Raw genomic sequence first — 23,757 nt, 5'->3', positions numbered from 1 at the left:
CTCTGGCATAAAAACGTTCAGACGCACGGTCGCTCCCAGCAGCCCCTCAGGCGACCGTCCGCCGGTCAGTGAACGTGACGGTCCGGTCGGTCGTCTCGACGGTCGTTCGGACGGTTATCCGGCCGTCCGCCCGTTGGATGGCGTAGGCGTCACGGAACGACAGGTCGACGCGCCGAGTCGTGGAGTAAGACTCCCCCGCTTCGAGCGTGCCCACGTCTTCGGAGCCTTCCCAGACCACGTCACCGTCGGTGTCGTTTCCGGCGTAAATCCGCGTGGAGACGGTGACGGCCTCGGCCGTGCTGTTTTGCTGGTTCGTCAGCGTCGAGGTCACGTCGCGGCAGGTCTGGCCGCACTCCTCGATAGCGTCGACGGTGAACGCAAACGGCGGGGTGCTGGCCGCGCTGCCGTCGGAATCGGTCCCGTCGTCGGCACTGACGGTCCCGTCGTCGGCACTGACGGTCCCGTCGTCGGCACTGACGGTCCCGTCGTCGGCACTGACGGTCCCGTCGTCGGCACTGACGGTCCCGTCGTCGGCACTGACGGTCCCGCCGTCAGCAGTCGCCGTCGGGAACTCAGAGATGTCCTCGCTGCTGCTACTCCCCTGGAACGGGCCCAGGCCGGCGACGAACGCCCCGCCGACGCCCGCGAGCAAGAGCACGAGGACACCGCCGACGGCGAGTAGCTTCCCGTTCATCGGCCTACGTACCGGCCCCTGTCGCCGCCCCACTCACGTCCGAGCCGGGGCTGGCGTCGTTCCCGCCGGTGAGGAACTCCTGGATCGCTTCGATGATCGACGTCACAAAGTCGGGGACCTGGTCCGGGAGACCGCCGGGCGGGCCGACGGCGCTCGTCGCGTCGTCGGTGTCCACCGCGGGTGCGGCCGCGGCCGCACCGGTGATGAGTGTCAGCCCGAGCACCAGCGTGCCGACCGTGTGCAGTAGAGTTCGTGTCATCGTCACCTGTTCGTTGGCCCCGCGGCCCCATCAAGTAACCAGACGATAAGGTCGAATTCCGCCGGTTTGCCCTCGATTTACCCGATTAAACCCCTGTTAAATCGAGTAACACCGTCTATTATAACCGTGTCAGTCATACGAGATGATATGCCCGCTGTCACGACCGAGCCACAGTCGGAATCGCCTCGAGTTACCTGCCGGCCGGAGCGGCCGCGATGAGCCTGCTCCGGCGGTTCGCGTTCGCGATTCGCGCCAAACTCAACGCCCTGCTCAACCGGACGTCGGACCCGGCGGCTGAACTGGACTACTCCTACGAGCAACTCCGGGACGAACTGCAGGACGTGACCCGCGGTATCGCCGACGTGACGACCCAGAAGAAGCGCCTGGAGATACACCGGACCCGATTGCGGTCCAACGTCGAGAAACACGACACACAGGCCCGCGCCGCCCTGCAGGAGGGGCGCGACGACCTCGCGCGCCGGGCGCTTGAGAAGAAACAGGTCAACGTCAGCCAGATAACGGAGCTGACGGGCCAGATAGACGACCTGCAGGAGACGCAGGACCGCCTGGTCGGCAAGCGGGCCGAACTCAGCAGCCAGATAGAGCAGTTCCGCACCAAAAAGGAGACGATGAAAGCCCGGTATCAGGCCGCCGAGGCCTCGGCGCGGGTCTCGGAGGCGTTTACCGGCGCCGGCGATACGATGGCCGACGTGCACCGCTCCATCGAGCGAGCGACGGAGCGCACGGACCAGATGGAGGCGCGTGCGGCCGCGCTGGAGGAACTCGAAGAAAGCGGCCAGCTCGAATCCGTGCTCGACGAAGGCGATTCAATCGACCAGGAGCTCGACCGCCTCTCCAGCGAGCGGGCCGTCGAGAACGAACTGGCGACGCTGCGGGCCGAGATGGACGAGCGCGAGGCAGTCGAGGAAGCCGCGTAACGGACTAGTCATCCGGCGGTCGGGTCGCCCGTGCGGCGGACAGTGACCGCCAGTAGCGCGACCCCGACCGTCGCGACGCCGGCGAGCAGCGCCCAACTGGCCCGAAACGAGATGGTGTCCGCCAGGAACCCGAACGCCGGTGGCGCCAGGAGCGCCCCGCCGTTCAGCGCCGTCTGGCCGCCGGCAGTGGCCGCGCCCACTTCGTCAGTCGGGACCAGCGCGGTCATGCAGGCGTAGTACAGTCCCGTAAAGCCCAGCACTGTCGCGCCGACACCGACCAGCGCCGCCATCGCAATCGGTTTCGGAAGCCCGGGGGTCGCCAGCGCAGCCAGCAGGAGGACGCCGAGGGTTGCCTGTCCCAGCAGTACGAGAGCGTTGGCCCGCGCCTCCGGCTCCGTTCGGCGGTCGGCCACCCACCCGGCGACGACGCGGCCGCCACTCCCGGACACCTGCATCGCGGCGAAGCCCGCGCCGGCGACGGCGACGGACACCTCCACAGCGTCGGTCAGGTACAGCGTCGCGTAGCCGACCGTGGTGAAAAGCGCCGCGCCGAGGAAGAACCCGGCCCCCGCGAGCGAGACGTAGGCGGTGTTCTGACCGAGCGCCCGGACGTCGGGCAGTCGCCACTCCCCGCCCGGCGTCCCGCTGTATCCCAGCGCGAACAGGAGCGCCACCACGACCGCAAGGCCACCGACAAGGAGAAAGCCCAGGTTCCAGGCACCGACCGAGGGGGCGAAACTGACGACGAGCACAGCCGCGACGCCGCTCCCTCCGGTGACGCCCACCTGCTTGATTCCCATCGCGCGGCCGCGGATGGCCGCGGGGATGGTGGTCACGATCGCGCGGTTCGTCGCCGGCATCGCCGTTGCGTAGGCGGCCCCGAGAACGCAGGCCGCCGCGAGCAGGGGGTAGTACGAGCCCGCGAGCCCGACGGCAGCGACGCCAAGCGCCAGCGCGAGCAGCCCGCCCACCAGCACCGGCTTCTCACCGGCTCCGTCGACGGCCGCACCCACCGGGAACAGGGCGACGGTGTACCCGAGCGTTCCGGCTGTCACGACGAGCCCGACCTGGAACCGGGAGAGCCCGATGGCGTCGCTCAGCAGGGCTGTGCCCGCGAACAGGGCGTAGAAGCAGGTGCTCGCGACCGTTTGCCAGCCGGTCAGGAGTCCAAGCTGCCGTGCCGAGGACCCCATTATCGGGTCGCTGCGCCCGTCATTCGTGGTGTGACGGGGCCGCCGCTTCGACGGCCTCGCAGGCCAGCGCCTCGAAGTCGGCCTGGTCGGGGACGACGTCGACCGAGATGCCGGCGGCTTCGGCCGCCTCTCGCGTCGGCTCGCCGATAGCGCCCACGGTCGCCTCGTTCAGCCCGTCGATGGCGGCCTCGCGGACGCCGCGCTGGGCGGCTGCATCGAGGAAGTGCTCGACGGTGAGCGAGGAGGTGAACAGCGCCGCGTCGAGGTCCCCGTCGGCTGCCAGCGCCGCTGATTCGCCCGATTCCGGCGGCCGGACCAGCCGGTACAGCACGGTTTCGTGGACGTACGCGCCGGCGTCCTCCAGCCCGTCAGTCAGCACCGCGGAGCCGTGGTCCGACCGGGCGACCTCGACTCTCGCGCCGGCCACCGGCCCGGCCAGCGTTTCGACCAGTCCCGTCGAGGAGTACTCCGCGGGGATGATATCGACGCCGTAGCCGGCCTCGTGGAGCGCCGCGGCGGTCGCCTCGCCGATGGCACACACCGTCGCCTCGCCGGGGTCCCAGCCGGCCGCGGCGGCGAGTTCGACGCCGGTCTTGCTCGTCAGGACGACGTAGTCGGCGTCGGTACGCGGCGTGACCTGGTCGTCGCTATCGTCGCCATCGCCGGTGTCGCTGTCCTCGACCGCCGTCGCCGGTTCTATCGCCAGCATAGGGTCCGGGACCGGGTCGGCGCCGAGCGACTCCAGCAGTTCGACCGCGCTATCGAGTCGGTCGTCGGCGGGGCGGAACGCGGCCACGCGGAGGCGGGGTTTCTCGCGCATCAGTACCCCTCCAGGAACTCCACCACCCGCTCGCGCTCGCCGGCCACGTCGCCGATGACGGTGATGGCGGGCGGTTCGATACCGGCCTCGTCGCGGACCGAGACGATGGTGTCGAGCGTGCCGGTGGCGACCTGCTGGTCCGGCCAGGTCGCGCGTTCGACGAGCGCCACGGGGGTGTCGGGGTCCATCCCCGCCTCGCGAAGGGCCTCGGTGTACTGCGGGAGCTTGCCGACGCCCATCAGGACGACGAGCGTGCCGCCGGTCGCAGCCAGCGCCGCCCAGTCGACGGCCGATTCGTCCTTCGTGGGGTCCTCGTGGCCGGTGACAAAGGAGACGGAGGAGGTGTAGTCCCGATGCGTGACCGGAATGCCGGCGGCTTCGGGGCCGGCGATGGCGCTCGTGATGCCGGGGACGACCTCGACCGGAATCCCGTTGTCCGCGAGGTGGGCCAGCTCCTCGCCGCCGCGGCCAAACACCGTCGGGTCGCCGCCTTTCAGCCGGACGACCGTGTTGCCCGCTTCGGCGAGTTCGACCAGCCGGGCGTTGGTGTACTCCTGGGGCGTCCACTCGCCGCCGGCGCGCTTGCCCACGTCCTCGCGCTTCTCCTCGGGGACCAGCCCGATGATTTCGGGGCCGGGGAGCTTGTCGTGTAACACCACGTCGGCCTCCTCAAGCAGGCGCTTTGCCTTGACCGTCAGCAGGTCCGGGTCGCCGGGGCCGGAGCCGACCAGATACACCTTGCCTGTGGTCATTCCTCGTCTTCCTCCCGCGCCGTCGCGGCGTCGTCGTCCGCTCCTGTCGAGTCGCGCTTGGCCTCGGCGATGAGGTCGTCGGCGCCCTGCTCGGCGAGTTCCGCCGCGAGGTCCTGAGCCGCGTCGATGTGGCGCTCGGCCGGGACGTCGCGCCCGACCGAAACCTCCTCCGTGCCGTCCTGTGAGAGCACGCGCACCCGCGTGTGGACGACGCCGCCCTCGAGCTGGGCGTGGACGCCGATGGGCGCGACACAGCCGCCGCCGAGCTCCTCCAGAATCGTCCGCTCGACGGTCGTCTCGACGCGGGTCTGTGGGTCGTCCAGCCTGTCCTTGATGTCCAGCGCGAGGTCGCCGTCGACGGCAGTCACCGCCAGCGCACCCTGGCCCGGGGCGGGTACGAACCGGTCGGGGTCGAGGTCGGCCATCCCGACGTAGCGCGTCAGCCCGGCCCGGTGGAGCCCTGCCTTCGCCAGCACGATGGCGTCGTACTCGGTGTCCGGGTCCCGTTCCATCGCTCGACGCTCGAACTCGGTGAGGTCGTCGAACCACTCCTCGACCGTGCGGTCGTAGGGGTGTTCCGCCTCCTCGTCGGTGTCGGGGTCGCCGGCGTTGCCCTTCCGCTCCTGTTCGGCCTCGTGGCGCTCCTGATGTTCCCGCTGGAGCGACGGAGCCAGCAGTTTCGCGATGCGCGTGTCGACGTTGCCCCGGAGCGGTTCGACTGTGAGGTCGTCGCGCTCGGCGAGCAGCTGCGCCCGGCGGCGGAGACTCGACGTGCCGACGGTCGCGCCCTCCGGGAGTTCGTCGAGCGAGCGGCCATCGGGCGTCACCAGCACGTCCTCGGCGGCGGCCCGCTCGGGGACCCCCGCGACGACGAGACGGTCGGGCCGTTCGGTCGGCATGTCCTTCATCGAGTGGACCGCCGCGTCGAGTTCGCCGTCGAGGACCTTCTCGTCGAGGCTGCGAACGAACGCGCCGGTCTTCCCGAGTCGGTGGATGAGTTCGTCCCGTATCTGGTCGCCCGTCGTCTCCACCTCGACGAGTTCGACCGTCAGCCGGCGACTGCTCAGCGAGTCCCGGACCGTCGCCGCCTGGCGCAACGCGAGGTCCGAGCCCCGCGTCGCCAGTTGCAGTGTCTCCCCGCGTGTTGTCATACCCGACACTCCTCGGTCAGCGCGTAAAAACGCACTTCTTCGTCGGTTCGATGTCGGTACGCAGTCGACTCAGCGGGGACGGGTTCGAGCACGCACTGCGGAACGACCCGCGCAACGAACGTCGTCACGCCACCGGTGGCGAAGTCGGTCAGTCCGTCGAGCGCGTCGGCATTTCGTGTTACCACGGCTCGTTTTTCAGCCCGAGCAGATACGCGATACCGTTGGTGACGACGTGTAACACCGGCGTCGCGACGACAACGGCGACCAGCACCGGGACCGTGAACGTCTCGGTGAACCACGACGGCGCGGCCACGAGCGCACAGAGCAACGCCCCGACGACGAAATCCAGTTGGTCCAGGCCGGGGAACGCGGCCCCGCGCTCGCGCCCCGTCCGGCGCTTGAGGAAGGACGCGCCGATGTCCCCGAGCATCGCGCCGAAAGCGAGTCCGAGCCCCGCCCGGAGCGGGAACGTCGGGAGCTCGATTCCCAGTGTGGCGCTCACACTGGGCGCCATCTGGGTCAGTCCGAGCGCGAGCAACGTTCCGGCGGCGGTGCCGATCAGCGTCCCGCGCCAGGTCTTGCCGTCGCCCAGCACCCGTCGGCCGCCCCACGTTCGGCCGCCGTCTATCGGTCTCCCACCGCCGGCGAGTACCGCGGCGTTGTTCGGGATGTACGCCGGCAACATCGCCCACAGCGCCCAGACGACAATGTCGACCGTCTCCATACCCCCGCCGTCTGCCCCCGTCGTCTTAATCTGTGTGACTCGCTGCTGGGATAGGTGTCTCAATGTCTGTGAATACGTTGAGCCAGCCGCCCCTTTCGGTCCACCCGTAGCTGTTTAGCCAGCAGGAACGGGTCGGACTGAAAGGAGCCGAGTTATCGACGGACCTCGGTGCCGAAAGCACCGCAGGGAGTGCAACGACGGAGGAACGTGGTTCGAGAGACCGCAGGTCTCTCGTCATCACGAAAGACACAGAGCGTCTTTCGAACGACAGCGAGCCACGGGAGTCGATAACTCGGCCCCTTTCTGGCTGTTGAACACAGAGACGGCGACCTGCGCAGACGCTTCCACACCTGCGGCTAGCCACGGTTCTAAAAAAGAGCGAGAGCTGACCTCAGAACGGCGCTTCGGGGCCTTCGTCCTCGTCGCCGCCGACGTCGCCGCCGCGGGACTCGCCGGGGAACGAGGGGCTCATGCCGCCGCTGCCGCCGGACATCCCTTCCTGCTGTTCCATCCCAGTTCGGGCGGTGACCTCGTTGATCTCCGGAATCTCCTTGGTCATGCGCGTCTTGATGGCCTGGATGGTCATCGGCGAGATGCCACAGCCGGAACAGGCGCCGCCGAGGCGGATTGTGACGCTACCCTCCTCGCGGTCGATCTCCTCGATGGCCGCGCTCCCGCCGTGCATCTGGATCTGGGGGAAGTTGCGGCGCAGGAAGTTCGTGATTCGCTCGCGCAGGTCGTTGGCGTCCTCAGTCTCAGTGCTCATAGTGAGTTGTATTCCGTCCCGGGAGGGCTTAGACCTTTGGACTAACATATCTATCACGGGGCACAGACCGAGGCCCGTGTCAGTTACTCCGAACATACCTGAAGCTTCTACGGGCGGGACGAGTAGCTCGTCGTATGACACCCTCCGCTGACGAAACGCGGCTGTTCGAGTGTGTGACCTGTGGCGGCGTCGGCATCGGCGACAACCGGCCGGAGTGCTGTGGCGGGCCGATGGACGCGGTCGAGACGGGGGACGCGGCAGTGGACGAGCCGTCGCTGGAAACCCTGTTGCGGACCGTCTTTGACATGTCCGGCACCGAACTGGACGTCTGTCTCTGCGTGATGGAGGGCGGTGAGCTGACCGTGACAGAACTGGCCGAGCAGATCGGCTACGACCGGAGCGTCGTCGCGCGGCATCTCAACCACCTCGCCGAGTTCGGTGTCGTCGAGAAGCGCCGGCGCATCAGACCGGAGGGCGGGCACGTGTACGTCTACACCCCACAGCCGCCCGAGGTCGTGCGGGAGCGGCTCCGCGGGGAGTTCCTGTCGTGGGTTCGGCTGGCCACCGCGCAGTTGGGCGGCCTGCAGCGCGAGAAAGTCGAGGCGATAGCCGACGCCGGGACCGACGAGCGCCAGTGGACCGTGTTCCAGGAAGAGTAAGGAGCGGCCGTTTCAGAGCCGGTCGGCGGTCGCGGCGTAAACGCCGCCGAGAACGACGCCGTAGACGACGTGCCACAGCAGCGACGGCGGCGCGAAGTTCGGGAACGGCGGCGAGGCCGGCGAGCCGACGACACCCAGCCAGACCGGCATCACGAGCGCGGCGAAGACGGCCCACGTGACGACGCCCCAGCCGACGCCGAGCCCGAGCAGTTTCCCGGACGTCTCCAGACGCAACACACTCGCCAGTCCAGCGAACATCACGCCCATCACAGCCCCGTGTGAGAGGTGGACGACGAGCCCGGCCCCCGGACTGGGCGGCGGCGCGAGCCCGTACAGGGACGGGATTGCGACGGCCAGTGTCGGCGGGTTCATCACCAGTATCAGTGCCCCCATGACGGCGCTCCCGACGACACCGCCGAGCACGCCCGCTTTCCAGTTGCCGGTCCCGAACTCGTACGTCTGTGTCGTTTCCGTAGTCGTTGACATGCATACGACTGGTCGTGCCGTCTGTCAAAAGAGCCGGCGTGGCTGTTCGGCCCCGGGCCACGCCCCCGCAAGAACTATACGCCAGCGCTCGGCGGCCATGACCAGGCAGGCGGCGAACTTTCAAGCCGGGGGCGGCCCGACATGCGCTATGGTAGACTCCGACACGGTGATGAGTCGCTTCGAGACGCCTGATGTCGACGACCTCCCCGAGGACCTGCAGGAGCGCATCGCGGAGGAGACCGACCGCGCCGGCTTCACGCCGAACATCTTCCCGGCGATGGCGTATCGACCCTCGCATTTCCGGGCCTTTTTTGCGTATCACGACGCCCTGGTCGAGGAGACGGAACTGGAACGGGAGGAAGTCGAGCTGATAATCGTCGCCGTCAGCGGCGTCAACGACTGCCTCTACTGCATCGTCGCCCACGGCGCGCTCCTGCGGATCTACGCCGACGCGCCCAAACTCGCCGAGCAGGTCGCCGCGAACCACCGGACGGCCGACATCAACGAGACGCACAGGGCGATGCTCGATTTCGCGGTGAAACTGACTGAATCGCCCGCCCGTATCGAGGACGCGGACCTCGAACGATTAGAAGAGCACGGCTACAGCCGCCGCGCTGTCTGGGACATCGGCAGCGTCGCCGCCTTCTTCAACCTCTCGAACCGCCTGGCACACCTCGCCGACATCCGCCCGAACGACGAGTTCTACGACCTGGGCCGCTGACGAGACCTGCCTCACGCCGTATCGGCCTGCCGCACCGCCCCAGCGCCACACTCCGGACAGGTCAGGTCCTCGACCGTCGCCGCGCGCTGTGCGAACTCGGTCCCGCAGTCGTCACAGCGGAACCTGTAGTGGTGGTCCCCGGAGCCGAACAGCTCGGAGACTGTGTCAAGCACTCCCATACTAGTGTACTCAGTATCCCAAGCCCCCAAAATCTTCCGGCTGAGATACATCTTCACCGGGATTTGATACATATAGCATACATCACAGCGCGTATCTATACACCTAGTAGTTCCGGTCTTGCCTATCAGGGGCATCCACCGGTGTATGAACAAAACACTCTACCTGATGCAGAAGGACAGCGAAACGCGGATCGAAGTCGACGACGACGGCTACGACCGGATTATGGAGAACGGCAACGTCGTCGGCCACCACATGAGCAACCCCATCGTCAAACTGACGTGAGCGGCTGACTGTCGCCGAATCGAACCGCCTGGCAAGCACCGTACTTTCCTGACCCACCGTCCGGCAAACAGCGGCCGACGACTACCGGACGGGCCGACGTTACTGGACGCTGGCGTTAGTCGACCCGGCGACTCCGGAACTCGGTTTCCCATCCGTTTGCGGTGTGTTCGAGTCGTCAGTTGCGCCGCTGTTGCCGCCATCCGTACCGTCCGAAGCGATTGAGTCGCCGGGGCCGGCTCCACCGTCGGTTTCTGGCTCGGGTTCTGCTGGTTCCGGCGGTGTCTCGGGCACTGGCGTTGCCGTCGCTGCCGGGGTTGTCTGCATCGGTTGCTCCGAACCGGCACCACTGCCGGCTGCCCCCGGTTGTGGGCCGGGAGTTGCTGTGTCGGTTGCGGGCACCACACCAGGCTGTTGGCCGCCGCCACCGAACGGCGACGTTCCGAGTCCGACGCCGAGTAACGCAACGACTACAGCGACGGTCAGAAACGCGGCCCGCGGGGATGCCAGTGAGAGGTCTGGGCTCATTGAAACGGAGGAAGACCGAGTCCTGTAGCGGGGTTACTGTCCGCCGCCGCTTGCCCCCGCACCAGTATCCCCGGTGACACCGCTGTCACCAGCCTCGTTCGTCACGGAGACGGTGAACTGCGCGGTGGTACTGATAACGGCCGGGTGGGAGTCGGCAATCGCCTGGTACGCGTCGTAGACGTTCGACGCTGCTGTGTTTGCGCCGTTGTTCGTTATCGAGGGATAGCCGTCGGTGCCGTCCATCACCAGTTCGGAGTTTCCGGTGTTGACATCCGCTGGACGGACGTTTTCGAGCCACGAATCCTCCCTGACAGCCGTATCTACTGGGTCCTCCGCTGAGCTGTAGTTCTCATCGAAGTTGCTCCCAGTGAAGTACGGAACATCACCCTCGGTCAGTGTCTGGAGCGCGAACGTGTACCTGATTTCGACGGTGTCGGTGTCTGAAGCGCCGTCCTCGTCGACGTCGAACCGGGACGTGTCGTCGGCCGCGCCGTAGTAGCCGCTTTCAGCGCCGGGGAAGTTGTTGACCAGCGGGAGCGTCCCCCCGTTGTCAGTCAGCGACGAGTCACCGGTTTCAATTTCGCCACCAGCCGTCCGAGAGAGTTTCCCGTTATCAAGCTCGGAGTAAGCGTCGTCCGCACTCCCCACGGAGTTTCCAGCTAAGTACGACTCGTGACCGTTGGGGTAGTTTACGTCTGCGTTCTCGTAGTCCGGCCGGCCGAGCTCGTTGACGACCTCGATTGGACGGGGCAGCGGTCGCGGGTCCTCGGCCTTCCCGGTCGACCCGAAACCGGGACTGGGGTTATCGTTGTCTCGATTCGCCGACGACCGGTTCAAAAACGTGGACAGCGGTACGTAGAAGTCGAGATGGCCGGAGGTTCCTGGCTTCGATACAGTCACACCGGCGGGCTTACCCGATTGTGGCGTCAACCACGGCGTCGAACGGAACACCGGCGACCAGTCGCTCCAGGTACCGTTATCCCTGGTCCGGCCTTCGATGACGTAGAACACCTTCCCGACGGCAGTATCTAAGTTGTCCCACTCCACCCGAAACGTCGGGTCAATGGTGACCTTACTCAGGTCACCCCGGTCGTTTGTGACGCTGCCCGGGTTCGTCGCGCCGATATCGACTGATGCCGCTGCACTGCTGCCCGAGAACGCGATCGACCCGAGCCCCGTGCCGGCCACTGCGACACCGGCCGTTCCGAGCATTTTCAGAGCGCTTCGCCTGTCGACGGAGAGACTGTCGTCTCCTGAACTACCTTCTGACATTGTTTGCACCTTTCCCCCCCCTACGGGGAACAGCACCGCACCACGAGAGCCATTCCACCCGTGGCTATTTGCATGATGTATACTCACTTCAATTAAATCTATTGAATTGGTAAGTACCTTGCACTGATAGTACAGTCTATTGAATTGTACTTGAGTCCGCTCAGTCGTGTCGTATTACAAAAAGCGGGTCCGCCGAGAAGAGCGACCCATCTCCCAACAGTTTTTGCCGCTGGCTGTTGAACCAGTGTCCAATGAGTGACGCCGACGGCGGTCCGAAACAGGTCTCGGACCCGGCCTACCACAGCGAGAACCACACGGCCGCCCAGACCTGCGGCTGGACGAAAAACGCCCTGCGTGGGGAGGGGAAATGTTACAAGTACATCTTCTACGGTATCGAGTCCCACCGCTGCATCCAGATGACGCCGGTCGTCAAATGTAACGAGCGGTGCGTGTTCTGCTGGCGCGACCACGCGGGCCACGCCTACGAACTCGGCGACGTAGAGTGGGACGACCCCGCGGCGGTCGCCGACGCCTCCGTGGAACTCCAGCGGAAGCTGTTGTCGGGCTTTGGCGGCAACGACGAGGTCCCCCGCGAGGTGTTCGACCAGGCGATGGAGCCCCGCCACGTCGCCATCTCGCTGGACGGCGAGCCCACGCTCTACCCGCACCTGCCGGAACTCATCGAGGAGTTCCACGACCGCGACATCACCACCTTCCTCGTCTCCAACGGGACCAACACGGAGATGCTGGAGCGGTGTGACCCGACCCAGCTGTACGTCTCCGTCGACGCCGCCGACCGGCAGACCTTCGATTCGACGGTGCAGGCGATGGAGGACGACGCCTGGGACTCGCTCATCGACACGCTGGACGCTCTGGCCGAGAAAGAAGACACCCGCACCGTCATCCGGACGACGCTGGTCAAGGGGCACAACATGCACCACCCCGAGTGGTACGCGGCGATGTGTGACCGGGCCGACGCGGACTTCGTCGAGATGAAGGCGTACATGCACGTCGGCCACTCGCGGGGCCGTCTCGACCGCGACTCGATGCCCGACCACAGCGAGGTCCGGGAGTTCGCCCGGGAGATGGGCGAGTACCTCCCCGACCACGACGTGTTGAAAGAGGTCGAGGACTCCCGCGTGGCGATGCTCGCCGAGGAGGAGAACACGTGGGTCCCGAAACTGGAGAAGTCCAGCGAGTTCTGGGAACAGGATTCGCTCGTGGAGTATTGAGGCGACGAGGAGACGCCAGCAGTGATGAGAAAGCGCCGTCACAGCAGTGTGACGGTCGATAGCCCCCGGGTTGAATCGTGTCCAGCATCAAAGAACAGTACGGTTCCGCTACCAACTCCAAGCGGGTTTCATGCTGTTCCAGATGTGGGATGCATCCCACCTTCGGTATGCTTATGCGACGGGAATCCCTACGTCGGCACATGGCTGAATCAACGGGACAGGGCGTCGGTCGGGACGAGCTGGCGACGCTGAAACTGCTCGCCCTCGACGGTGCGCTCGACGAGTCGACCAAGGTGTCCTGTGCCGATCTCGCCGAACGGCTGGACGCCTCGAACCAGACCGCCTCGCGGCGGCTCCAGCGGCTCGAAGACGCCGGGCTGCTGGGCCGAAACATCGTCAGCGACGGTCAGGAGGTCGAACTGACCGATGACGGCGAGCGACGCCTCCAGTCAGAGTACGCCGACTACCGGCGAATCTTCGAATCCGACGCCAGCGTCGACCTGACCGGCGTCGTCACCTCGGGGATGGGGGAGGGACGACACTACATCACGCTGCCGGGCTACATGAAGCAGTTCATCGAGCGGCTGGGGTACGAGCCGTTCGCGGGCACGCTCAACCTCGAGCTCACGGCCGAGAGCGTCCGCAAGCGAGCGCGGATGAGCGCTATCGAACCGGTCACCATCGAGGGCTGGGAGGACGACGAGCGGACGTACGGCCCCGCGTACTGCTACCCCGCCTCGATAGAGGGGAACGACGGCGAGTACGAGCCGGCCCACGTCATCGCGCCCGAGCGGACCCACCACGGCGAGGAGCAACTCGAAGTCATCGCGCCCGAGAAGCTCCGCGAGGTGCTGGAACTGGCCGACGGTGACGAGGTGATCGTCCATGTCTCGGAGTGAGGACGCCGCCGTCGAGGCCGACAGCGTGGCCGACGCCGTCGCCGCCTTCGCCCGCGGCGAGCCGGTGTTGATCCACGACGCCGCCGACCGCGAAGGCGAGACGGACCTCGTCTATCCGGCCGGTGCCGTCTCCCCCGAGGCAGTCGCCCGAATGCGCAACGACGCCGGCGGCCTCGTCTGCGTCGCGCTTTCGAACCGCGTCGCCGAGGCGCTGGAACTGCCGTTCATGCAGGAGGTCCTCGACCACCCCACGTCGGCCGACCACGACCTCGCGTACGACGAGCGCTCGTCGTTCTCGCTGACGGTGAACCACCGCGACACGTTCACCGGCATCACCGACGACGACCGCTCGCTGACGATTCGGGAACTGGCCGCCGTCGCGGCGGACCCCGAGCCCGGGGCCTTCAGCGAGGCGTTCCGGTCGCCTGGCCACGTCCACCTTCTCCGGGCAGCCCCGGACGGTCTGGCCGACCGAGAGGGCCACACCGAACTCGCGCTCGAACTCGCCGACGCGGCCGACCTGCCAGAGGCCGCCGTCGTCTGTGAGATGCTCGACGACGAGACCGGCGCGGCGCTGCCCCCGGCGGCGGCACGGGCCTACGCCGACCGCGAGGGGCTGGTGTACGTCGAAGGCGCCAATCTGCTAGAGCGGTTCGAGTGACGCCGGCGTGACCCCCACCGCGGCGAAAATTGACCGCGAAACCGTTTACCGGGCTATCGTATAGAGGTTAGGGAAGGTTCCGGGAGTACCGCCTGACACGGATTTATATCAGTGGCGTGTCACCCGGTGAGTATGGCCTGGTTCGAACGCCCACGGCCCGAGATGGGCACCGAGGGCGACGTGGTCTGGCGGCGTATCGTCGCGATAATAATCGACGTAGTGCTTATCGGAGTCGTCTCGACAGCCATCATCGTCGTCCTCGGGCAGATTCGGCTCGGAGTGCTCGGGAATCTCTTCGGACTCATCATCGGGTTCGGCTACTACATCTACCTGGAGGGGACGTACGGCCAGACGATCGGTAAGATGGCTCTCGACATCGTCGTCGTGACGGAGGACGGCGACCCGATCGACTACGGGCCGGCGGCTATCAGAACCCTTCTGCGAATCGTCGACATACTACCGGCGTTCTACCTGGTCGGTATCGTCGCCGTTCTCGTCACGGACCGCAAGCAGCGGCTCGGTGACCTCGTCGCGGATACGGTCGTCGTCCGCGCCGGCGAACCCGGAGGGATGTGAGACGCGGGTCGGGGTTCCCGACCGAACTGCAGCCCTGCTGTCGAGCGCAGCCGGCGGGAGGGCGCTCTCGCTCGGACCGTCAACACTCTTAAACACGGGAATCAATGGAGTAGATATGACACACGACGAGACAGCAGGATGCATCGCCCGCGGGTATCGCGACTGCCGACTCGCCGGGAGGGACGGCCGATGAGCGACCGTCCGGAGATGTTCGAAGGGGCCGACCGCATCTGGATGGACGGCGAGTTCGTCGACTTCGAGGACGCACAGACCCACGTCCTCACGCACGCGCTGCACTACGGGACCGGCGTCTTCGAGGGCGTCCGCTGTTACGACACCGAACAGGGGCCGGCTATCTTCCGCTGGGAGGAGCACCTGGACCGCCTGTACAAGTCCGCGAAACCCTACGACCTCGACATCGAGTTCAGCAAGGAGGAGCTCACCGAGGCGACGACGGAACTCATCGAGACCGAGGGGTTCGAGTCGTGTTACATCCGCCCCATCGTCTACTACGGCTTCAACTCGCTGGGCGTGAGCCCGAAGAACTGCCCGACGAAGACCACCATCGCGGCGTGGCCCTGGGGCGCGTATCTGGGCGAGGAAGCGCTGGAAGACGGCGTCGACGTGATGGTGTCGTCCTGGCGCAAGCACGCCTCCAGCCAGATTCCGACCAACATCAAGACCACAGGATTATACGTCAACAGCATGCTCGCCGGCGAGGAGGCCCGCCGGAACGGCTACACCGAGGCTATCGTCCTGAACAAGGAAGGCAACGTCGCCGAAGGGCCCGGCGAGAACATCTTCATGGTCCGGGACGGCGAAATCTACACGCCCGGCCTGGCCGAGAGCATCCTCGAAGGCATCACCCGCAACACCGCCATCACGCTCGCCGAGGAGATGGGGTACACCGTCCACGAGGAGGCCACCATCTCCCGCGGTGAGCTATACACCGCTGACGAACTGTTTTTCACCGGCACGGCCGCGGAAGTCACGCCCATCCGGAGCGTCGACGACAACGAGGTCGGCGAGGGGACGAAGGGTCCGGTCACCGACGACATCCAGTCGGCGTTCTTCGACGTCATCGAGAGCGGCGACCGCGAAGAGTGGTTCCGCTACATCTGAGTGGGGCAGTCAGTCGTCCGCGAGTTCTTCCTCGTCGGCGACCGGAATCGGCGTGGCGTTGCTGCGGTCCGTGTCGCCGAACCCGGCGCTGAGAATGCGCGTCAGCGCTTCCTCGACGCGTTCGTCGACCTCCTCGTAGCGGTGGGGTTCGACCTCGACGACGTAGCCGGTCGTGATGTTCGGCGCGGTCGGCAGGAAGAGCACGTCGCGGCCGTCGTCGGTCGTCTGGCCCGTTTTGAACGCCGTCATCCGCATCCCGTCCCACACTTCGAGCTTCACCGGCGCCTGGAGGTCCTCGGTCCCCGAGACGGCCGTTTCGACCGCCATCTTCGAGGCGTTGTACACCACCCGAAGCCCCGGGACGTGGTTCATCGCGTCGTCGATAGCCCGTTCGACGATGTCGCCGAAGGCCGTCCGCATCAGATAGCCGATGGAGAACACGATGAGGATGAAGATGATGAGTGTCGTGAACACCCGGGCGAGTTCGACAGTGGAGTTGCCAGACGGGAGTCCGAGCGCCGCCAGCAACTCGGCGTCAATCGCCGGTATGACCGCCGCAGACGCGAGAATGGAGTAGAGGTAGAGGATGACGTAAATCGTCACCAGCAGGGGCAACAGGACGATGAGGCCGCTCGCGAAATCGCGCTTCCACGACGTTGACGTGGCCATACAGGTACGTATCGGGCGCGGGATATGAGCCCTTTCCTTTGACGCGTCCGCGACGGCAGTCTCACGGTCTCCGTCGACGGAATGAGGTGGAAGGGCGGTCGGCCACCACTGCTGGGTCGCTGCCGGGCTCCACTCGGGGTCGCTGCCGGGCTACCACTCGGCGACGCTGCCGTCGTCGTGTCGCCAGACAGGGTTGTGCCAGTCCACGTCCTGCTTGGACTGCTCGCGGAGGAACGCCTCGTCGATGTCGATTCCCAGTCCGGGGTCGGTCGGGACGGTGACGAAGCCGTCCTCGTAGTCGAACACCGACGGGTCGGCCAGATAGTCGAGCACGTCGGTGGTCTCGTTGTAGTGGATGTCGATGCTCTGCTCCTGGATGAGGGCGTTGGGCGAGCAGGCGTCGACCTGGACACACGACGCCAGGGCGACCGGGCCCAGCGGGCAGTGGGGGGCCATCGCCACGTCGTAGGCCTCGGCCATGGCCGCGATCTTGTACACCTCGGTGATGCCGCCGGCGTGAGAGAGGTCCGGCTGTATCACGTCGACGGCGCCGTCCTCGAACACTTCCTTGTAGTCCCACCGCGAGTACATCCGCTCGCCGGTCGCAATCGGGATGTCGGTGTGGGCCGCAAGCGCCGGCAGCGCGTCGTTGTGGTCGGGCAACACCGGCTCCTCGATGAACATCGGCTCGTAGGGCTCCAGCGCGGACGCGAGCCGTTTGACCATCGGTTTCGTCACGCGGCCGTGGAAGTCGACGCCGATGTCGATGTCGGGCCCGACAGCCTCGCGGACCTCCCGCAACCGCGTCGCAGCGGCCTCGACCGTCGCCGGGGTGTCGACGCGCTCGATTTCGGGCGTCGCGTTCATCTTCAGTGCCGTGAACCCCGCCTCGACCTGCTCCCGGGCCGCGCTGGCCACGTCCGAGGGCTCGTCGCCGCCGATCCACTGATAGACGCGGATGCGGTCCCGTGCCTGGCCGCCCAGGAGCTGGTGGACCGGCGCGCCGAGTTGCTTCCCCTTGATGTCCCACAGCGCCTGGTCGATGCCGGCGATGGCGGACATCAGGACCGGGCCGCCGCGGTAGAACCCGCCGCGGTACATCGCCTGCCAGTGGTCCTGGATGGTCTCGGGGTTCTGCCCCACGAGATAACCCTCGAGCAGTTCCTCGACGGCCGCACGCACCGTGTGGGCCCGGCCCTCGACGACGGGTTCGCCCCAGCCGACGGTGCCGTCGGCCGTCTCCAGTCGAAGGAAGAGCCAGCGCGGCGGCGCTTCGAACAGTTCGTAGTCGACGATGCGGTTCCCGGTCGGGTCGTCCGCTGTCATGCCAGTGGCCTCCCCGCTGTGGTCCCCGAAGGGGTCCGGCCGGCAGGACGACGCGGCGGTTCCAGACGCCGTCCGGCGGTTTCTGCGGTCATACGAGAGACATCGGTGACGCGATATTTAGCCGTTGTGTCATCCTCATCGCCTCCGATACCCGGCGTGAAGGCCTGGCTGGATGGTCCTCCGTCACGTCGCGGGGGTGGAGCGCCGGCCGCCCTACCCGCGGTGTCGCTCCCACGTGCGCACGAGGGCGGCAAGCGTCTCGTTGACTGGGACCGGCACCGTCGCGGTGTCGGCGACGTAGCCGTTGATCGCGTCGATCTCCGTCTGCTGGTCGGCCGAGACGTCCTGATACATCGAGGAGTGGTTGGCGGCGGTGTCACGGACGACGCGCTCGACGAGCGACACCGCGCGCTCGTCAGAGAGGTCGATGTCCTGCTCGCGGGCGACGGCAGCCGTCTCCCGGGCGGCGTCCGCCGCGATAGCGTCGGCCGGCGAGTCGGCCAGCGCGCCGTTCTCCACGCGAGCGAGCGCCGTCACCGCGTTGATGCCGGCGTTGACCGCGAGTTTCTCCCAGAGGCGGGTCGGCATGTCCGTTGCGACGGTCGTCTCGATGCCGGCCGCACGGAACGCCGTCCCGACGTCGTCGGCGACCGCGGACCGGCCGCCGTTTCGGTCCCCCAGCACGACCTCGCCGCGACCGGTGAACGCGACGGTGCCCGGCTCCCGAAGTCTCGCGCCGTAGGAACACGTCCCCGCAAGCACCGGACAGTCGAGTTCGGCTGCCAGCCGCTCCTCGTTGCCCATCCCGTTCTGCAGCGAGAGACAGGCGTCGAGCGCACAATCGGCGAGGTCCGCCCCGACGGCGGCGGTGTCGTAGGCCTTGACCGTCACCAGCGCGAGGTCGGCACGCCGCGGAACCGTCGTCTGCGCGCTGGGGTGGACCCGGAACTGCTCGGTCCCGACCACCGAGAGGCCGTCCTCGCTGACGGTGCCCACGTGTGGGTCACGGCCCACGAGCGTCACGTCGTGGGCCCGCGCCAGCAGGCCACCGACGAGGCTGCCGAGGCTCCCCGCCCCGACGACGACGATATCCATGTCGACGGGCAGGGACGGCCCGGACAAAAACCCACCACCGCCGGGTCGGAATCAGCACGCACTTGCCCGCGAGCGACGAACGGGCGGCCATGGGCGACTCCGACGACGCCGAGGCGGTAGTTCGGGCCATCGACGAGATCGGTATCGACCGGCTGACCGAGACAATCGTCGCGGCGTGGGAGGGACTCGGCAGCGGTATCGAACCAGGCCCGACCTGGCCACAGGACGAGACCAGGTATCGGTTCGAACTGTCCGCCCCTGACGAAGCGGTCGGGCTGGACGTGCTCGCGGCGGTGCTGGACGCGTCACCGCGACTCCCCGCAGACGCGTTCGTCCACCTCGGACTCGGGCGGCGGAACAACCCCGGGGACGAACGGTTCGCTGTCGAGACTATTGCGGGCCACACCGACGTCTCGGCCGCCGACACCCACACGACCGGGACGGTGCCGATGACGGCAGACACGTTCGACGCGCTGGCGCGCGTCCACGGCCGGACACTGGTGTACGCGGTCGTCTGTGACGACGACGGGCGGGCGATTCTCGAGCGGGACTGGACGACGCTACGGTTCTCGCTTCCGCCGGCAGCCGTCGAGACAGTACAGGAAGCGGTCGGGGCGGCCGACACAGAGCGGTTCGAGCAGGCGTAATCTCGTCGGGGCTGGTGTCGTCTCTCGTCGTCTGGTCACGCAGTGAGAAATCGACGACAAACAGCGACAGCGGTCCGTATCAGTCCTCTTGCCAGTAGTAGATGTCCTCTTTGGGCGCGTTACAGGACGGGCACTCGTCGGGGATGTCCTCTATCTGTCCCATCTCGCCACACTCCCAGCACCGCCACATCAGTTCGGCCTCGCCCGCGGTCCCGGCGCTGAGGTGCTCGCTCGACAGCGCCTCGATACCGTCCTCGACCGTGACGTAGAACCCGTGTTCGTCGAACCCGCGGATGGTCCCGAGTTCGGTGCCGTCCTCGTCGTACACCGTCTGTCCGAACGAGTACTCGTCGCTTTCAATGTTCGTTGTCATGTCAGCCATGCGTAGACCTAGTCGCAGCGAGATATGATAAATGCTAGCATGAATAGTGCGATGCATGATTGGCGGGCCGAACCGGTATCCGGCACGTCTGCACGCCGGTAATCGGCACGCCGGCGTCGCTACCGCGAGAACAGGCTGTTGTGGACCGGCGCGAAGTCGCTCTCCTGACTGTCCTCGACGACCGAGTCGGTGACAGCCTTGCCGGCGACGCCGTCGGCGAGGAAGTCCGCGAGCGGCGGGCCGACGTTGTCCGGTTCGACGAGGAAGGCGTCGTGGCCGTGGTCGGAATCGATGACGTGGTGGGCGACGTTCGCGTCGGCCTCCCTGAGCGAGTCCGCCAGCGCCTCGGCCTGCTGGGTGGTGAAGTGCCAGTCGGCGGTAAAGGACATCACCAAGGCGTCGCCGTCGAACGCCGCCAGCGCGTCCGCGTCGGACTCGAACCCGGCGGCGAGGTCGTAGTTGTCCATCGCCCGCGTCAGGTAGAGGTAGCTGTTGGCGTCGAAGCGCTCGGTGAACTTCTCTGCGTTGTAGTCGAGATACGACTCCACGTCGCGGTACGGGAAGAACGCGCCCGCGGCGTCGGTGGGGAACGTACGGACGGCGTCACGGCCGGCGGCGCGGCGGCCGAACCGTTGCTCCATCGACGCCTTCGAGAGGTACATCACGTGGCCCAGCTGGCGGGCCAGCGCCAGGCCGTCGCTGGGCGGGTCGCCGTCGTAGTAGTGGCCCTGGTTCCAGTTCGGGTCGGTCGTGATGGCCCGGCGGGCGATGGCGTCCAGCGCGAGACACTGCGTGTCCAGTCGCGCGGCGGCGGCGATAGGGACGATGCGGTCGACGTGGTCCGGGTGGCGCTTGGCCCACTCCAGGACGTTCATCCCGCCGACGCTGCCGCCGACGACGGCGTGGAGGTGAGGGATGCCGAGTTCGTCCAGCAGGGCGCGCTGGGCCTCGGTCCAGTCGCCGACGGTGACCGGCGGGAAGTCGGTGCCGTAGGGCTCGCCGGTCTCGGGGTGTTCGCTTTTCGGTCCCGTCGAACCGTAACAGGAGCCCGGAACGTTCGCACAGACGACGTAGTACTCCGTGGTGTCGATGGCCTTGCCCGGCCCGACGATGTCGTCCCACCAGGCGCGGGCCTGGTCGGCGCTGTCGACGCGGTCACGGCCGGCGACGTGGGCGCTGCCGGTCAGCGCGTGACAGACCAGCACCGCGTTGTCGCCGTCGAACTCCCCGTAGGCCTCGTAGGTGATTTCGAGGTCGGAAACCGTTTCCCCGCAGTCGAACTCGAACTCGCCCAGCGAGACGGAGCTGTGTTCGACGTTCATGTCACACGGGCGATGGCGTCGTCGATGTCCGCGACGATGTCCTCGGGGTCCTCGATGCCGACGCTCATCCGGACCAGGTCCGGTGTGACGCCGCTGGCATGCTGTTCCGCCTCGGTGAGCTGGGCGTGGGTCGTCGAAGCGGGGTGGATGACCAGCGTCTTGGCGTCACCGATGTTGGCGAGGAACTGGGCGAGCTCCGTCTGCTCGCAGAACTGCCGGCCGGCGTCGTAGCCGCCCTCCAGCCCGAAGGTGACGACGCCGCCGAACCCGCCGGAGAGGTACTGCTGTGCCAGGTCGTGGGTCTCGTGGCTCTCCAGTCCGGGATAGGTGACCCAGGCGACCTCGGGGTGGGATTCGAGGTGTTCCGCGACAGTCATCGCGTTCTCGCAGTGGCGCTCCATCCGGAGCGAGAGCGTCTCTGCCCCCTGGAGCGTCGCCCAGGCGTCGAACGGCTTCTGCCCGTCTCCGAGCGACCGGAGCGCGAGGTGGCGGGCGGCCACGGAGAACGCGCGGTCGCCGAAGGCGTCGGCGAAGTTCTTGCCGAACGACTCGTTTTCACCGCCCAGTTCAGGGAACTTCTTGGGGTACTCCGCCCACGGGAACGAGCCGCCGTCGACGAGGACGCCGCCGACGGTCGTCCCGGAACCGTGGATCCACTTCGTCGTCGACTCCCAGAGGAGGTCCACGCCGTGGTCCAGCGGGTTACAGAGCGCCGGCGTCCCGAACGTGTTGTCGACGAAAACGGGGACACCGTGGTCGTGAGCAACCTCGGCAATCTCTTCTATCGGCGGGACGACCAGCGAGGGGTTGCCGATGGTCTCGAAGTGGACGTAGGCCGTGTCCCCGTCGATGGCCTCGGCGTAGGCGTCCGGGTCGAGCGTGTCGACGAACCGCGTCTCGATGCCCCGGCGGCTGGCAGTACTGGAATAGTAGGAGTGGGTGCCGCCGTAGATTGAGGACGCCGTCACGATGTTGTCGCCGCTGGCCGCGAGGACGGAGGTCCCGGCGTCGAGCGCGGCCATCCCCGACCCCGTCGCGACGGCGTCGACGGCGTTTTCCAGGGATGCGATGCGGTTCTCGAGCATCCGCACGGTCGGGTTGTCGAACCGCGAGTAGACGTTGCCGTCGTCCTCCAGGGCGTACCGGTCGGCCGCGGTGTCGGCGTCCTCGAAGACGTACGAGGAGGTCTGATAGATGGGCGGCGCGCGTGCCCCTGTCGCCGGGTCCGGCTCCTCCTGGCCGGCATGGACACAGCGCGTCCCGAATCCGTAGTCGTCGGTCATGTGCAGTATGCATATATCTCCAGATATCTATAACTGAGAGTTACGGCAATACTCTCTGATTGTGACCGGGTGTCACGCCATCGGTCCGCCGGCCGGCGAAACCGAGGGAGAGGGTATTTGTCGGTGGCTGTCTACACGCCGGTATGGACCACGACACTGCCGGACGAACCAGCCGACAGATCCTCGACGCCGTCGGCAGTGCCGTCATCGCTGACGACCACTTCCTCGAAACTGTCATGACCGGGATTCTCGCCCGGGGGCACGTCCTGCTGGAGGACGTGCCGGGCACGGGGAAGACACTCACCGCCCAGTCGTTCGCGACGGCGCTCGACCTATCTTTCAAGCGGGTGCAGTTCACGCCGGACCTGCTGCCCTCCGACATCACCGGCTCGAACGTGTTCAACGAGGCCACCGGCGAGTTCGACTTCCAGCCCGGCCCCGTCTTCGCCAACGTCGTGCTGGCCGACGAGATTAACCGCGCCCCACCAAAGACCCAGGCCGCGCTGCTCGAGGCGATGGGCGAGAAGCAGGTGACCGTCGACGGCGTGACCCACGACCTGCCCGACCCCTTCTTCGTCATCGCCACGCAGAACCCCGTCGAGCAGGAGGGGACCTTCGGCCTGCCCGAGGCCCAGCGGGACCGCTTCATCGTCAAGACGTCGATGGGGTATCCCGACTTCGGCGGCGAGCGCGAACTCATCGACCGTCGGGCCGACCGGACGGCACAGGCGCCGAGCGTCACTAGCGTCATCGACGGCGACCGCCTGCCGGCGCTCCAGCGGGCCGTCGAATCGGTCACCGTCGACGGCACGCTCCGGGACTACGTCGTCGAACTCGGCCGCGCCACCCGCGAGGACGACCGCGTCGAGGTCGGCGTCTCCCCGCGGGGCATCCAGCGGCTGTTCGAGGCCACCCGCGCCGCCGCGGTCCTCAACGGCCGCGACTACGCCGTCCCGGACGACGTAAAGAGCGTCGTCGAGGAGGCGTTCGCCCACCGGCTCGTGCTGACCGCCGACGCGGGGGTCCGCGGCGTCGACCCGGCGACCGTCGTCGACGACGTGCTGGACCGCGTCGAAGTGCCGGCGGTCAGTCCCTGAGCTCCGGGGACCGCCCGGTTTCGC

The 23,757-nt window shown here is 67.0% G+C and carries 30 protein-coding genes; 11 read left to right on the top strand and 19 right to left on the bottom strand.

All coding sequences use genetic code 11. The features are described 5' to 3' along the window. Positions 1 to 46: 46 nt before the first annotated feature. Positions 47 to 694, bottom strand: coding sequence for a hypothetical protein (locus KZ498_RS19460; RefSeq protein ID WP_312620913.1), 648 nt, complete (start codon positions 692 to 694; stop codon positions 47 to 49). A gap of 4 nt (positions 695 to 698) precedes the next feature. Next, positions 699 to 953, bottom strand: coding sequence for a hypothetical protein (locus tag KZ498_RS19455; RefSeq protein WP_312620912.1), 255 nt, complete (start codon positions 951 to 953; stop codon positions 699 to 701). Positions 954 to 1,168: 215 nt separating this feature from the next. Between KZ498_RS19455 and KZ498_RS19450 the strand changes: the two genes are divergently transcribed. Then, positions 1,169 to 1,891 carry a PspA/IM30 family protein gene (locus KZ498_RS19450; protein ID WP_312620910.1) on the top strand — a complete coding sequence of 241 codons (723 nt, stop codon included), beginning with the start codon at positions 1,169 to 1,171 and terminating at the stop codon, positions 1,889 to 1,891. An 8-nt stretch (positions 1,892 to 1,899) separates the two neighbouring features. On the opposite strand, the gene KZ498_RS19445 is transcribed toward KZ498_RS19450, so the two are convergent. The 7 genes from KZ498_RS19445 to KZ498_RS19415 form a co-directional block, all read right to left on the bottom strand. Continuing rightward, positions 1,900 to 3,084, bottom strand: a complete 1,185-nt coding sequence (locus KZ498_RS19445; protein ID WP_312620909.1) for an MFS transporter — start codon at positions 3,082 to 3,084, stop codon at positions 1,900 to 1,902. Between the two features lie 19 nt (positions 3,085 to 3,103). Continuing rightward, a complete protein-coding gene (locus tag KZ498_RS19440; protein WP_312620908.1) occupies positions 3,104 to 3,904 on the bottom strand; it encodes a uroporphyrinogen-III synthase in 801 nt (266 codons plus the stop codon). After that, entirely contained in the window at positions 3,904 to 4,656 is a 753-nt protein-coding gene (gene cobA / locus KZ498_RS19435; RefSeq protein ID WP_312620907.1) for a uroporphyrinogen-III C-methyltransferase, read from the bottom strand. The genes KZ498_RS19440 and cobA overlap by 1 nt, the downstream gene beginning before the upstream one ends. After that, positions 4,653 to 5,807: a hydroxymethylbilane synthase gene (gene hemC, locus KZ498_RS19430; RefSeq protein ID WP_312620905.1), complete on the bottom strand. Its 1,155-nt coding sequence runs from the start codon at positions 5,805 to 5,807 to the stop codon at positions 4,653 to 4,655. The genes cobA and hemC overlap by 4 nt, the downstream gene beginning before the upstream one ends. Further along, the gene (locus tag KZ498_RS19425) at positions 5,804 to 5,992 is read right to left on the bottom strand and encodes a hypothetical protein (protein WP_312620904.1); all 189 of its coding nucleotides are present in this window, start codon (positions 5,990 to 5,992) and stop codon (positions 5,804 to 5,806) included. The genes hemC and KZ498_RS19425 overlap by 4 nt, the downstream gene beginning before the upstream one ends. Further along, positions 5,986 to 6,531, bottom strand: a complete 546-nt coding sequence (locus KZ498_RS19420; protein ID WP_312620902.1) for a CDP-2,3-bis-(O-geranylgeranyl)-sn-glycerol synthase — start codon at positions 6,529 to 6,531, stop codon at positions 5,986 to 5,988. The genes KZ498_RS19425 and KZ498_RS19420 overlap by 7 nt, the downstream gene beginning before the upstream one ends. A gap of 391 nt (positions 6,532 to 6,922) precedes the next feature. After that, a complete protein-coding gene (locus KZ498_RS19415; RefSeq protein ID WP_058993009.1) occupies positions 6,923 to 7,297 on the bottom strand; it encodes a NifU family protein in 375 nt (124 codons plus the stop codon). Positions 7,298 to 7,431: 134 nt separating this feature from the next. Here KZ498_RS19415 and KZ498_RS19410 point away from each other — a divergent pair, with 134 nt between their 5' ends. After that, complete coding sequence (locus KZ498_RS19410) at positions 7,432 to 7,956, top strand: helix-turn-helix domain-containing protein (RefSeq protein WP_312620900.1); 525 nt, start codon at positions 7,432 to 7,434, stop codon at positions 7,954 to 7,956. Between the two features lie 12 nt (positions 7,957 to 7,968). Here KZ498_RS19410 and KZ498_RS19405 read toward each other — a convergent pair whose 3' ends face one another. Beyond that, positions 7,969 to 8,442 carry a DUF6789 family protein gene (locus tag KZ498_RS19405; protein ID WP_312620898.1) on the bottom strand — a complete coding sequence of 158 codons (474 nt, stop codon included), beginning with the start codon at positions 8,440 to 8,442 and terminating at the stop codon, positions 7,969 to 7,971. Positions 8,443 to 8,590: 148 nt separating this feature from the next. Between KZ498_RS19405 and KZ498_RS19400 the strand changes: the two genes are divergently transcribed. Then, entirely contained in the window at positions 8,591 to 9,163 is a 573-nt protein-coding gene (locus tag KZ498_RS19400; RefSeq protein WP_312620896.1) for a peroxidase-related enzyme, read from the top strand. An 11-nt stretch (positions 9,164 to 9,174) separates the two neighbouring features. Here KZ498_RS19400 and KZ498_RS19395 read toward each other — a convergent pair whose 3' ends face one another. Beyond that, positions 9,175 to 9,342: a zinc ribbon domain-containing protein gene (locus KZ498_RS19395; protein WP_312620895.1), complete on the bottom strand. Its 168-nt coding sequence runs from the start codon at positions 9,340 to 9,342 to the stop codon at positions 9,175 to 9,177. A 145-nt stretch (positions 9,343 to 9,487) separates the two neighbouring features. On the opposite strand from KZ498_RS19395, the gene KZ498_RS19390 reads away from it, so the two are divergent. Next, positions 9,488 to 9,625 carry a hypothetical protein gene (locus KZ498_RS19390; RefSeq protein WP_004964745.1) on the top strand — a complete coding sequence of 46 codons (138 nt, stop codon included), beginning with the start codon at positions 9,488 to 9,490 and terminating at the stop codon, positions 9,623 to 9,625. 99 nt (positions 9,626 to 9,724) lie between these two features. Here the strand turns inward: KZ498_RS19390 and KZ498_RS19385 are convergent, their stop codons facing one another. Continuing rightward, positions 9,725 to 10,150 (bottom strand): hypothetical protein, encoded by a 426-nt coding sequence (locus tag KZ498_RS19385; RefSeq protein ID WP_312620889.1) that lies wholly within the window; start codon positions 10,148 to 10,150, stop codon positions 9,725 to 9,727. A gap of 33 nt (positions 10,151 to 10,183) precedes the next feature. Then, the gene (locus KZ498_RS19380) at positions 10,184 to 11,422 is read right to left on the bottom strand and encodes a hypothetical protein (protein WP_312620888.1); all 1,239 of its coding nucleotides are present in this window, start codon (positions 11,420 to 11,422) and stop codon (positions 10,184 to 10,186) included. A gap of 251 nt (positions 11,423 to 11,673) precedes the next feature. On the opposite strand from KZ498_RS19380, the gene twy1 reads away from it, so the two are divergent. From twy1 to KZ498_RS19355, 5 genes are all read left to right on the top strand, one after another. Further along, positions 11,674 to 12,654: a 4-demethylwyosine synthase TYW1 gene (gene twy1, locus KZ498_RS19375; protein ID WP_312620887.1), complete on the top strand. Its 981-nt coding sequence runs from the start codon at positions 11,674 to 11,676 to the stop codon at positions 12,652 to 12,654. Positions 12,655 to 12,854: 200 nt separating this feature from the next. Next, entirely contained in the window at positions 12,855 to 13,553 is a 699-nt protein-coding gene (locus KZ498_RS19370; protein WP_312620886.1) for a DUF120 domain-containing protein, read from the top strand. Continuing rightward, a complete protein-coding gene (gene ribB / locus KZ498_RS19365) occupies positions 13,540 to 14,214 on the top strand; it encodes a 3,4-dihydroxy-2-butanone-4-phosphate synthase (protein WP_312620885.1) in 675 nt (224 codons plus the stop codon). The genes KZ498_RS19370 and ribB overlap by 14 nt, the downstream gene beginning before the upstream one ends. Positions 14,215 to 14,346: 132 nt before the next feature. After that, positions 14,347 to 14,790 (top strand): RDD family protein, encoded by a 444-nt coding sequence (locus tag KZ498_RS19360; RefSeq protein WP_312620884.1) that lies wholly within the window; start codon positions 14,347 to 14,349, stop codon positions 14,788 to 14,790. Positions 14,791 to 14,979: 189 nt separating this feature from the next. Further along, positions 14,980 to 15,912 carry a branched-chain amino acid transaminase gene (locus KZ498_RS19355; RefSeq protein ID WP_312620883.1) on the top strand — a complete coding sequence of 311 codons (933 nt, stop codon included), beginning with the start codon at positions 14,980 to 14,982 and terminating at the stop codon, positions 15,910 to 15,912. A gap of 9 nt (positions 15,913 to 15,921) precedes the next feature. Here the strand turns inward: KZ498_RS19355 and KZ498_RS19350 are convergent, their stop codons facing one another. The 3 genes from KZ498_RS19350 to KZ498_RS19340 all read right to left on the bottom strand — a co-directional run bounded on the left by KZ498_RS19350 (position 15,922) and on the right by KZ498_RS19340 (position 19,002). Continuing rightward, complete coding sequence (locus KZ498_RS19350; RefSeq protein ID WP_312620881.1) at positions 15,922 to 16,581, bottom strand: DUF502 domain-containing protein; 660 nt, start codon at positions 16,579 to 16,581, stop codon at positions 15,922 to 15,924. A gap of 150 nt (positions 16,582 to 16,731) precedes the next feature. Next, positions 16,732 to 17,907 carry a galactonate dehydratase gene (dgoD, locus tag KZ498_RS19345; protein ID WP_312620880.1) on the bottom strand — a complete coding sequence of 392 codons (1,176 nt, stop codon included), beginning with the start codon at positions 17,905 to 17,907 and terminating at the stop codon, positions 16,732 to 16,734. Positions 17,908 to 18,120: 213 nt separating this feature from the next. Beyond that, complete coding sequence (locus KZ498_RS19340) at positions 18,121 to 19,002, bottom strand: ketopantoate reductase family protein (RefSeq protein ID WP_312620879.1); 882 nt, start codon at positions 19,000 to 19,002, stop codon at positions 18,121 to 18,123. Between the two features lie 89 nt (positions 19,003 to 19,091). On the opposite strand from KZ498_RS19340, the gene KZ498_RS19335 reads away from it, so the two are divergent. Next, positions 19,092 to 19,649 carry a hypothetical protein gene (locus KZ498_RS19335; protein ID WP_312620878.1) on the top strand — a complete coding sequence of 186 codons (558 nt, stop codon included), beginning with the start codon at positions 19,092 to 19,094 and terminating at the stop codon, positions 19,647 to 19,649. Positions 19,650 to 19,728: 79 nt separating this feature from the next. Here the strand turns inward: KZ498_RS19335 and KZ498_RS19330 are convergent, their stop codons facing one another. The 3 genes from KZ498_RS19330 to KZ498_RS19320 form a co-directional block, all read right to left on the bottom strand. Further along, a complete protein-coding gene (locus tag KZ498_RS19330; protein ID WP_312620877.1) occupies positions 19,729 to 20,031 on the bottom strand; it encodes a rubredoxin-like domain-containing protein in 303 nt (100 codons plus the stop codon). Between the two features lie 119 nt (positions 20,032 to 20,150). Then, entirely contained in the window at positions 20,151 to 21,353 is a 1,203-nt protein-coding gene (metX, locus tag KZ498_RS19325; protein WP_312620876.1) for a homoserine O-acetyltransferase, read from the bottom strand. Next, positions 21,350 to 22,636: an O-acetylhomoserine aminocarboxypropyltransferase/cysteine synthase family protein gene (locus tag KZ498_RS19320; protein ID WP_312620875.1), complete on the bottom strand. Its 1,287-nt coding sequence runs from the start codon at positions 22,634 to 22,636 to the stop codon at positions 21,350 to 21,352. Before KZ498_RS19320 ends, metX begins: the two co-directional genes overlap by 4 nt. A 143-nt stretch (positions 22,637 to 22,779) precedes the next feature. Here KZ498_RS19320 and KZ498_RS19315 point away from each other — a divergent pair, with 143 nt between their 5' ends. Next, positions 22,780 to 23,733, top strand: coding sequence for a MoxR family ATPase (locus KZ498_RS19315; RefSeq protein ID WP_312620874.1), 954 nt, complete (start codon positions 22,780 to 22,782; stop codon positions 23,731 to 23,733). Positions 23,734 to 23,757 lie beyond the last annotated feature (24 nt).

This window comes from Haloarcula sp. 1CSR25-25 (assembly GCF_032027985.1).
Taxonomy (GTDB): Archaea; Halobacteriota; Halobacteria; order Halobacteriales; family Haloarculaceae; genus Haloarcula.
Note: the sequence above shows the minus strand (reverse complement) of the source record. Positions and strands in the feature narration are given on the sequence as shown.

Bases quoted from the DNA above. Each gene is read 5' to 3' on its own strand.
- KZ498_RS19315 (WP_312620874.1), top strand. From the start codon at position 22,780: ATGGACCACGACACTGCCGGACGAACCAGCCGACAGATCCTCGACGCC.
- KZ498_RS19390 (WP_004964745.1), top strand. From the start codon at position 9,488: ATGAACAAAACACTCTACCTGATGCAGAAGGACAGCGAAACGCGGATC.
- KZ498_RS19380 (WP_312620888.1), bottom strand. From the start codon at position 11,422: ATGTCAGAAGGTAGTTCAGGAGACGACAGTCTCTCCGTCGACAGGCGA.
- KZ498_RS19395 (WP_312620895.1), bottom strand. From the start codon at position 9,342: ATGGGAGTGCTTGACACAGTCTCCGAGCTGTTCGGCTCCGGGGACCAC.
- KZ498_RS19350 (WP_312620881.1), bottom strand. From the start codon at position 16,581: ATGGCCACGTCAACGTCGTGGAAGCGCGATTTCGCGAGCGGCCTCATC.
- KZ498_RS19400 (WP_312620896.1), top strand. From the start codon at position 8,591: ATGGTAGACTCCGACACGGTGATGAGTCGCTTCGAGACGCCTGATGTC.
- twy1 (WP_312620887.1), top strand. From the start codon at position 11,674: ATGAGTGACGCCGACGGCGGTCCGAAACAGGTCTCGGACCCGGCCTAC.
- KZ498_RS19440 (WP_312620908.1), bottom strand. From the start codon at position 3,904: ATGCGCGAGAAACCCCGCCTCCGCGTGGCCGCGTTCCGCCCCGCCGAC.
- KZ498_RS19340 (WP_312620879.1), bottom strand. From the start codon at position 19,002: ATGGATATCGTCGTCGTCGGGGCGGGGAGCCTCGGCAGCCTCGTCGGT.
- KZ498_RS19445 (WP_312620909.1), bottom strand. From the start codon at position 3,084: ATGGGGTCCTCGGCACGGCAGCTTGGACTCCTGACCGGCTGGCAAACG.
- KZ498_RS19360 (WP_312620884.1), top strand. From the start codon at position 14,347: ATGGCCTGGTTCGAACGCCCACGGCCCGAGATGGGCACCGAGGGCGAC.
- KZ498_RS19420 (WP_312620902.1), bottom strand. From the start codon at position 6,531: ATGGAGACGGTCGACATTGTCGTCTGGGCGCTGTGGGCGATGTTGCCG.
- hemC (WP_312620905.1), bottom strand. From the start codon at position 5,807: ATGACAACACGCGGGGAGACACTGCAACTGGCGACGCGGGGCTCGGAC.
- KZ498_RS19355 (WP_312620883.1), top strand. From the start codon at position 14,980: ATGAGCGACCGTCCGGAGATGTTCGAAGGGGCCGACCGCATCTGGATG.
- ribB (WP_312620885.1), top strand. From the start codon at position 13,540: ATGTCTCGGAGTGAGGACGCCGCCGTCGAGGCCGACAGCGTGGCCGAC.
- KZ498_RS19455 (WP_312620912.1), bottom strand. From the start codon at position 953: ATGACACGAACTCTACTGCACACGGTCGGCACGCTGGTGCTCGGGCTG.
- KZ498_RS19385 (WP_312620889.1), bottom strand. From the start codon at position 10,150: ATGAGCCCAGACCTCTCACTGGCATCCCCGCGGGCCGCGTTTCTGACC.
- cobA (WP_312620907.1), bottom strand. From the start codon at position 4,656: ATGACCACAGGCAAGGTGTATCTGGTCGGCTCCGGCCCCGGCGACCCG.
- KZ498_RS19450 (WP_312620910.1), top strand. From the start codon at position 1,169: ATGAGCCTGCTCCGGCGGTTCGCGTTCGCGATTCGCGCCAAACTCAAC.
- KZ498_RS19410 (WP_312620900.1), top strand. From the start codon at position 7,432: ATGACACCCTCCGCTGACGAAACGCGGCTGTTCGAGTGTGTGACCTGT.
- KZ498_RS19330 (WP_312620877.1), bottom strand. From the start codon at position 20,031: ATGGCTGACATGACAACGAACATTGAAAGCGACGAGTACTCGTTCGGA.
- KZ498_RS19460 (WP_312620913.1), bottom strand. From the start codon at position 694: ATGAACGGGAAGCTACTCGCCGTCGGCGGTGTCCTCGTGCTCTTGCTC.
- KZ498_RS19320 (WP_312620875.1), bottom strand. From the start codon at position 22,636: ATGACCGACGACTACGGATTCGGGACGCGCTGTGTCCATGCCGGCCAG.
- KZ498_RS19415 (WP_058993009.1), bottom strand. From the start codon at position 7,297: ATGAGCACTGAGACTGAGGACGCCAACGACCTGCGCGAGCGAATCACG.
- KZ498_RS19405 (WP_312620898.1), bottom strand. From the start codon at position 8,442: ATGTCAACGACTACGGAAACGACACAGACGTACGAGTTCGGGACCGGC.
- KZ498_RS19370 (WP_312620886.1), top strand. From the start codon at position 12,855: ATGGCTGAATCAACGGGACAGGGCGTCGGTCGGGACGAGCTGGCGACG.
- metX (WP_312620876.1), bottom strand. From the start codon at position 21,353: ATGAACGTCGAACACAGCTCCGTCTCGCTGGGCGAGTTCGAGTTCGAC.
- KZ498_RS19335 (WP_312620878.1), top strand. From the start codon at position 19,092: ATGGGCGACTCCGACGACGCCGAGGCGGTAGTTCGGGCCATCGACGAG.
- dgoD (WP_312620880.1), bottom strand. From the start codon at position 17,907: ATGACAGCGGACGACCCGACCGGGAACCGCATCGTCGACTACGAACTG.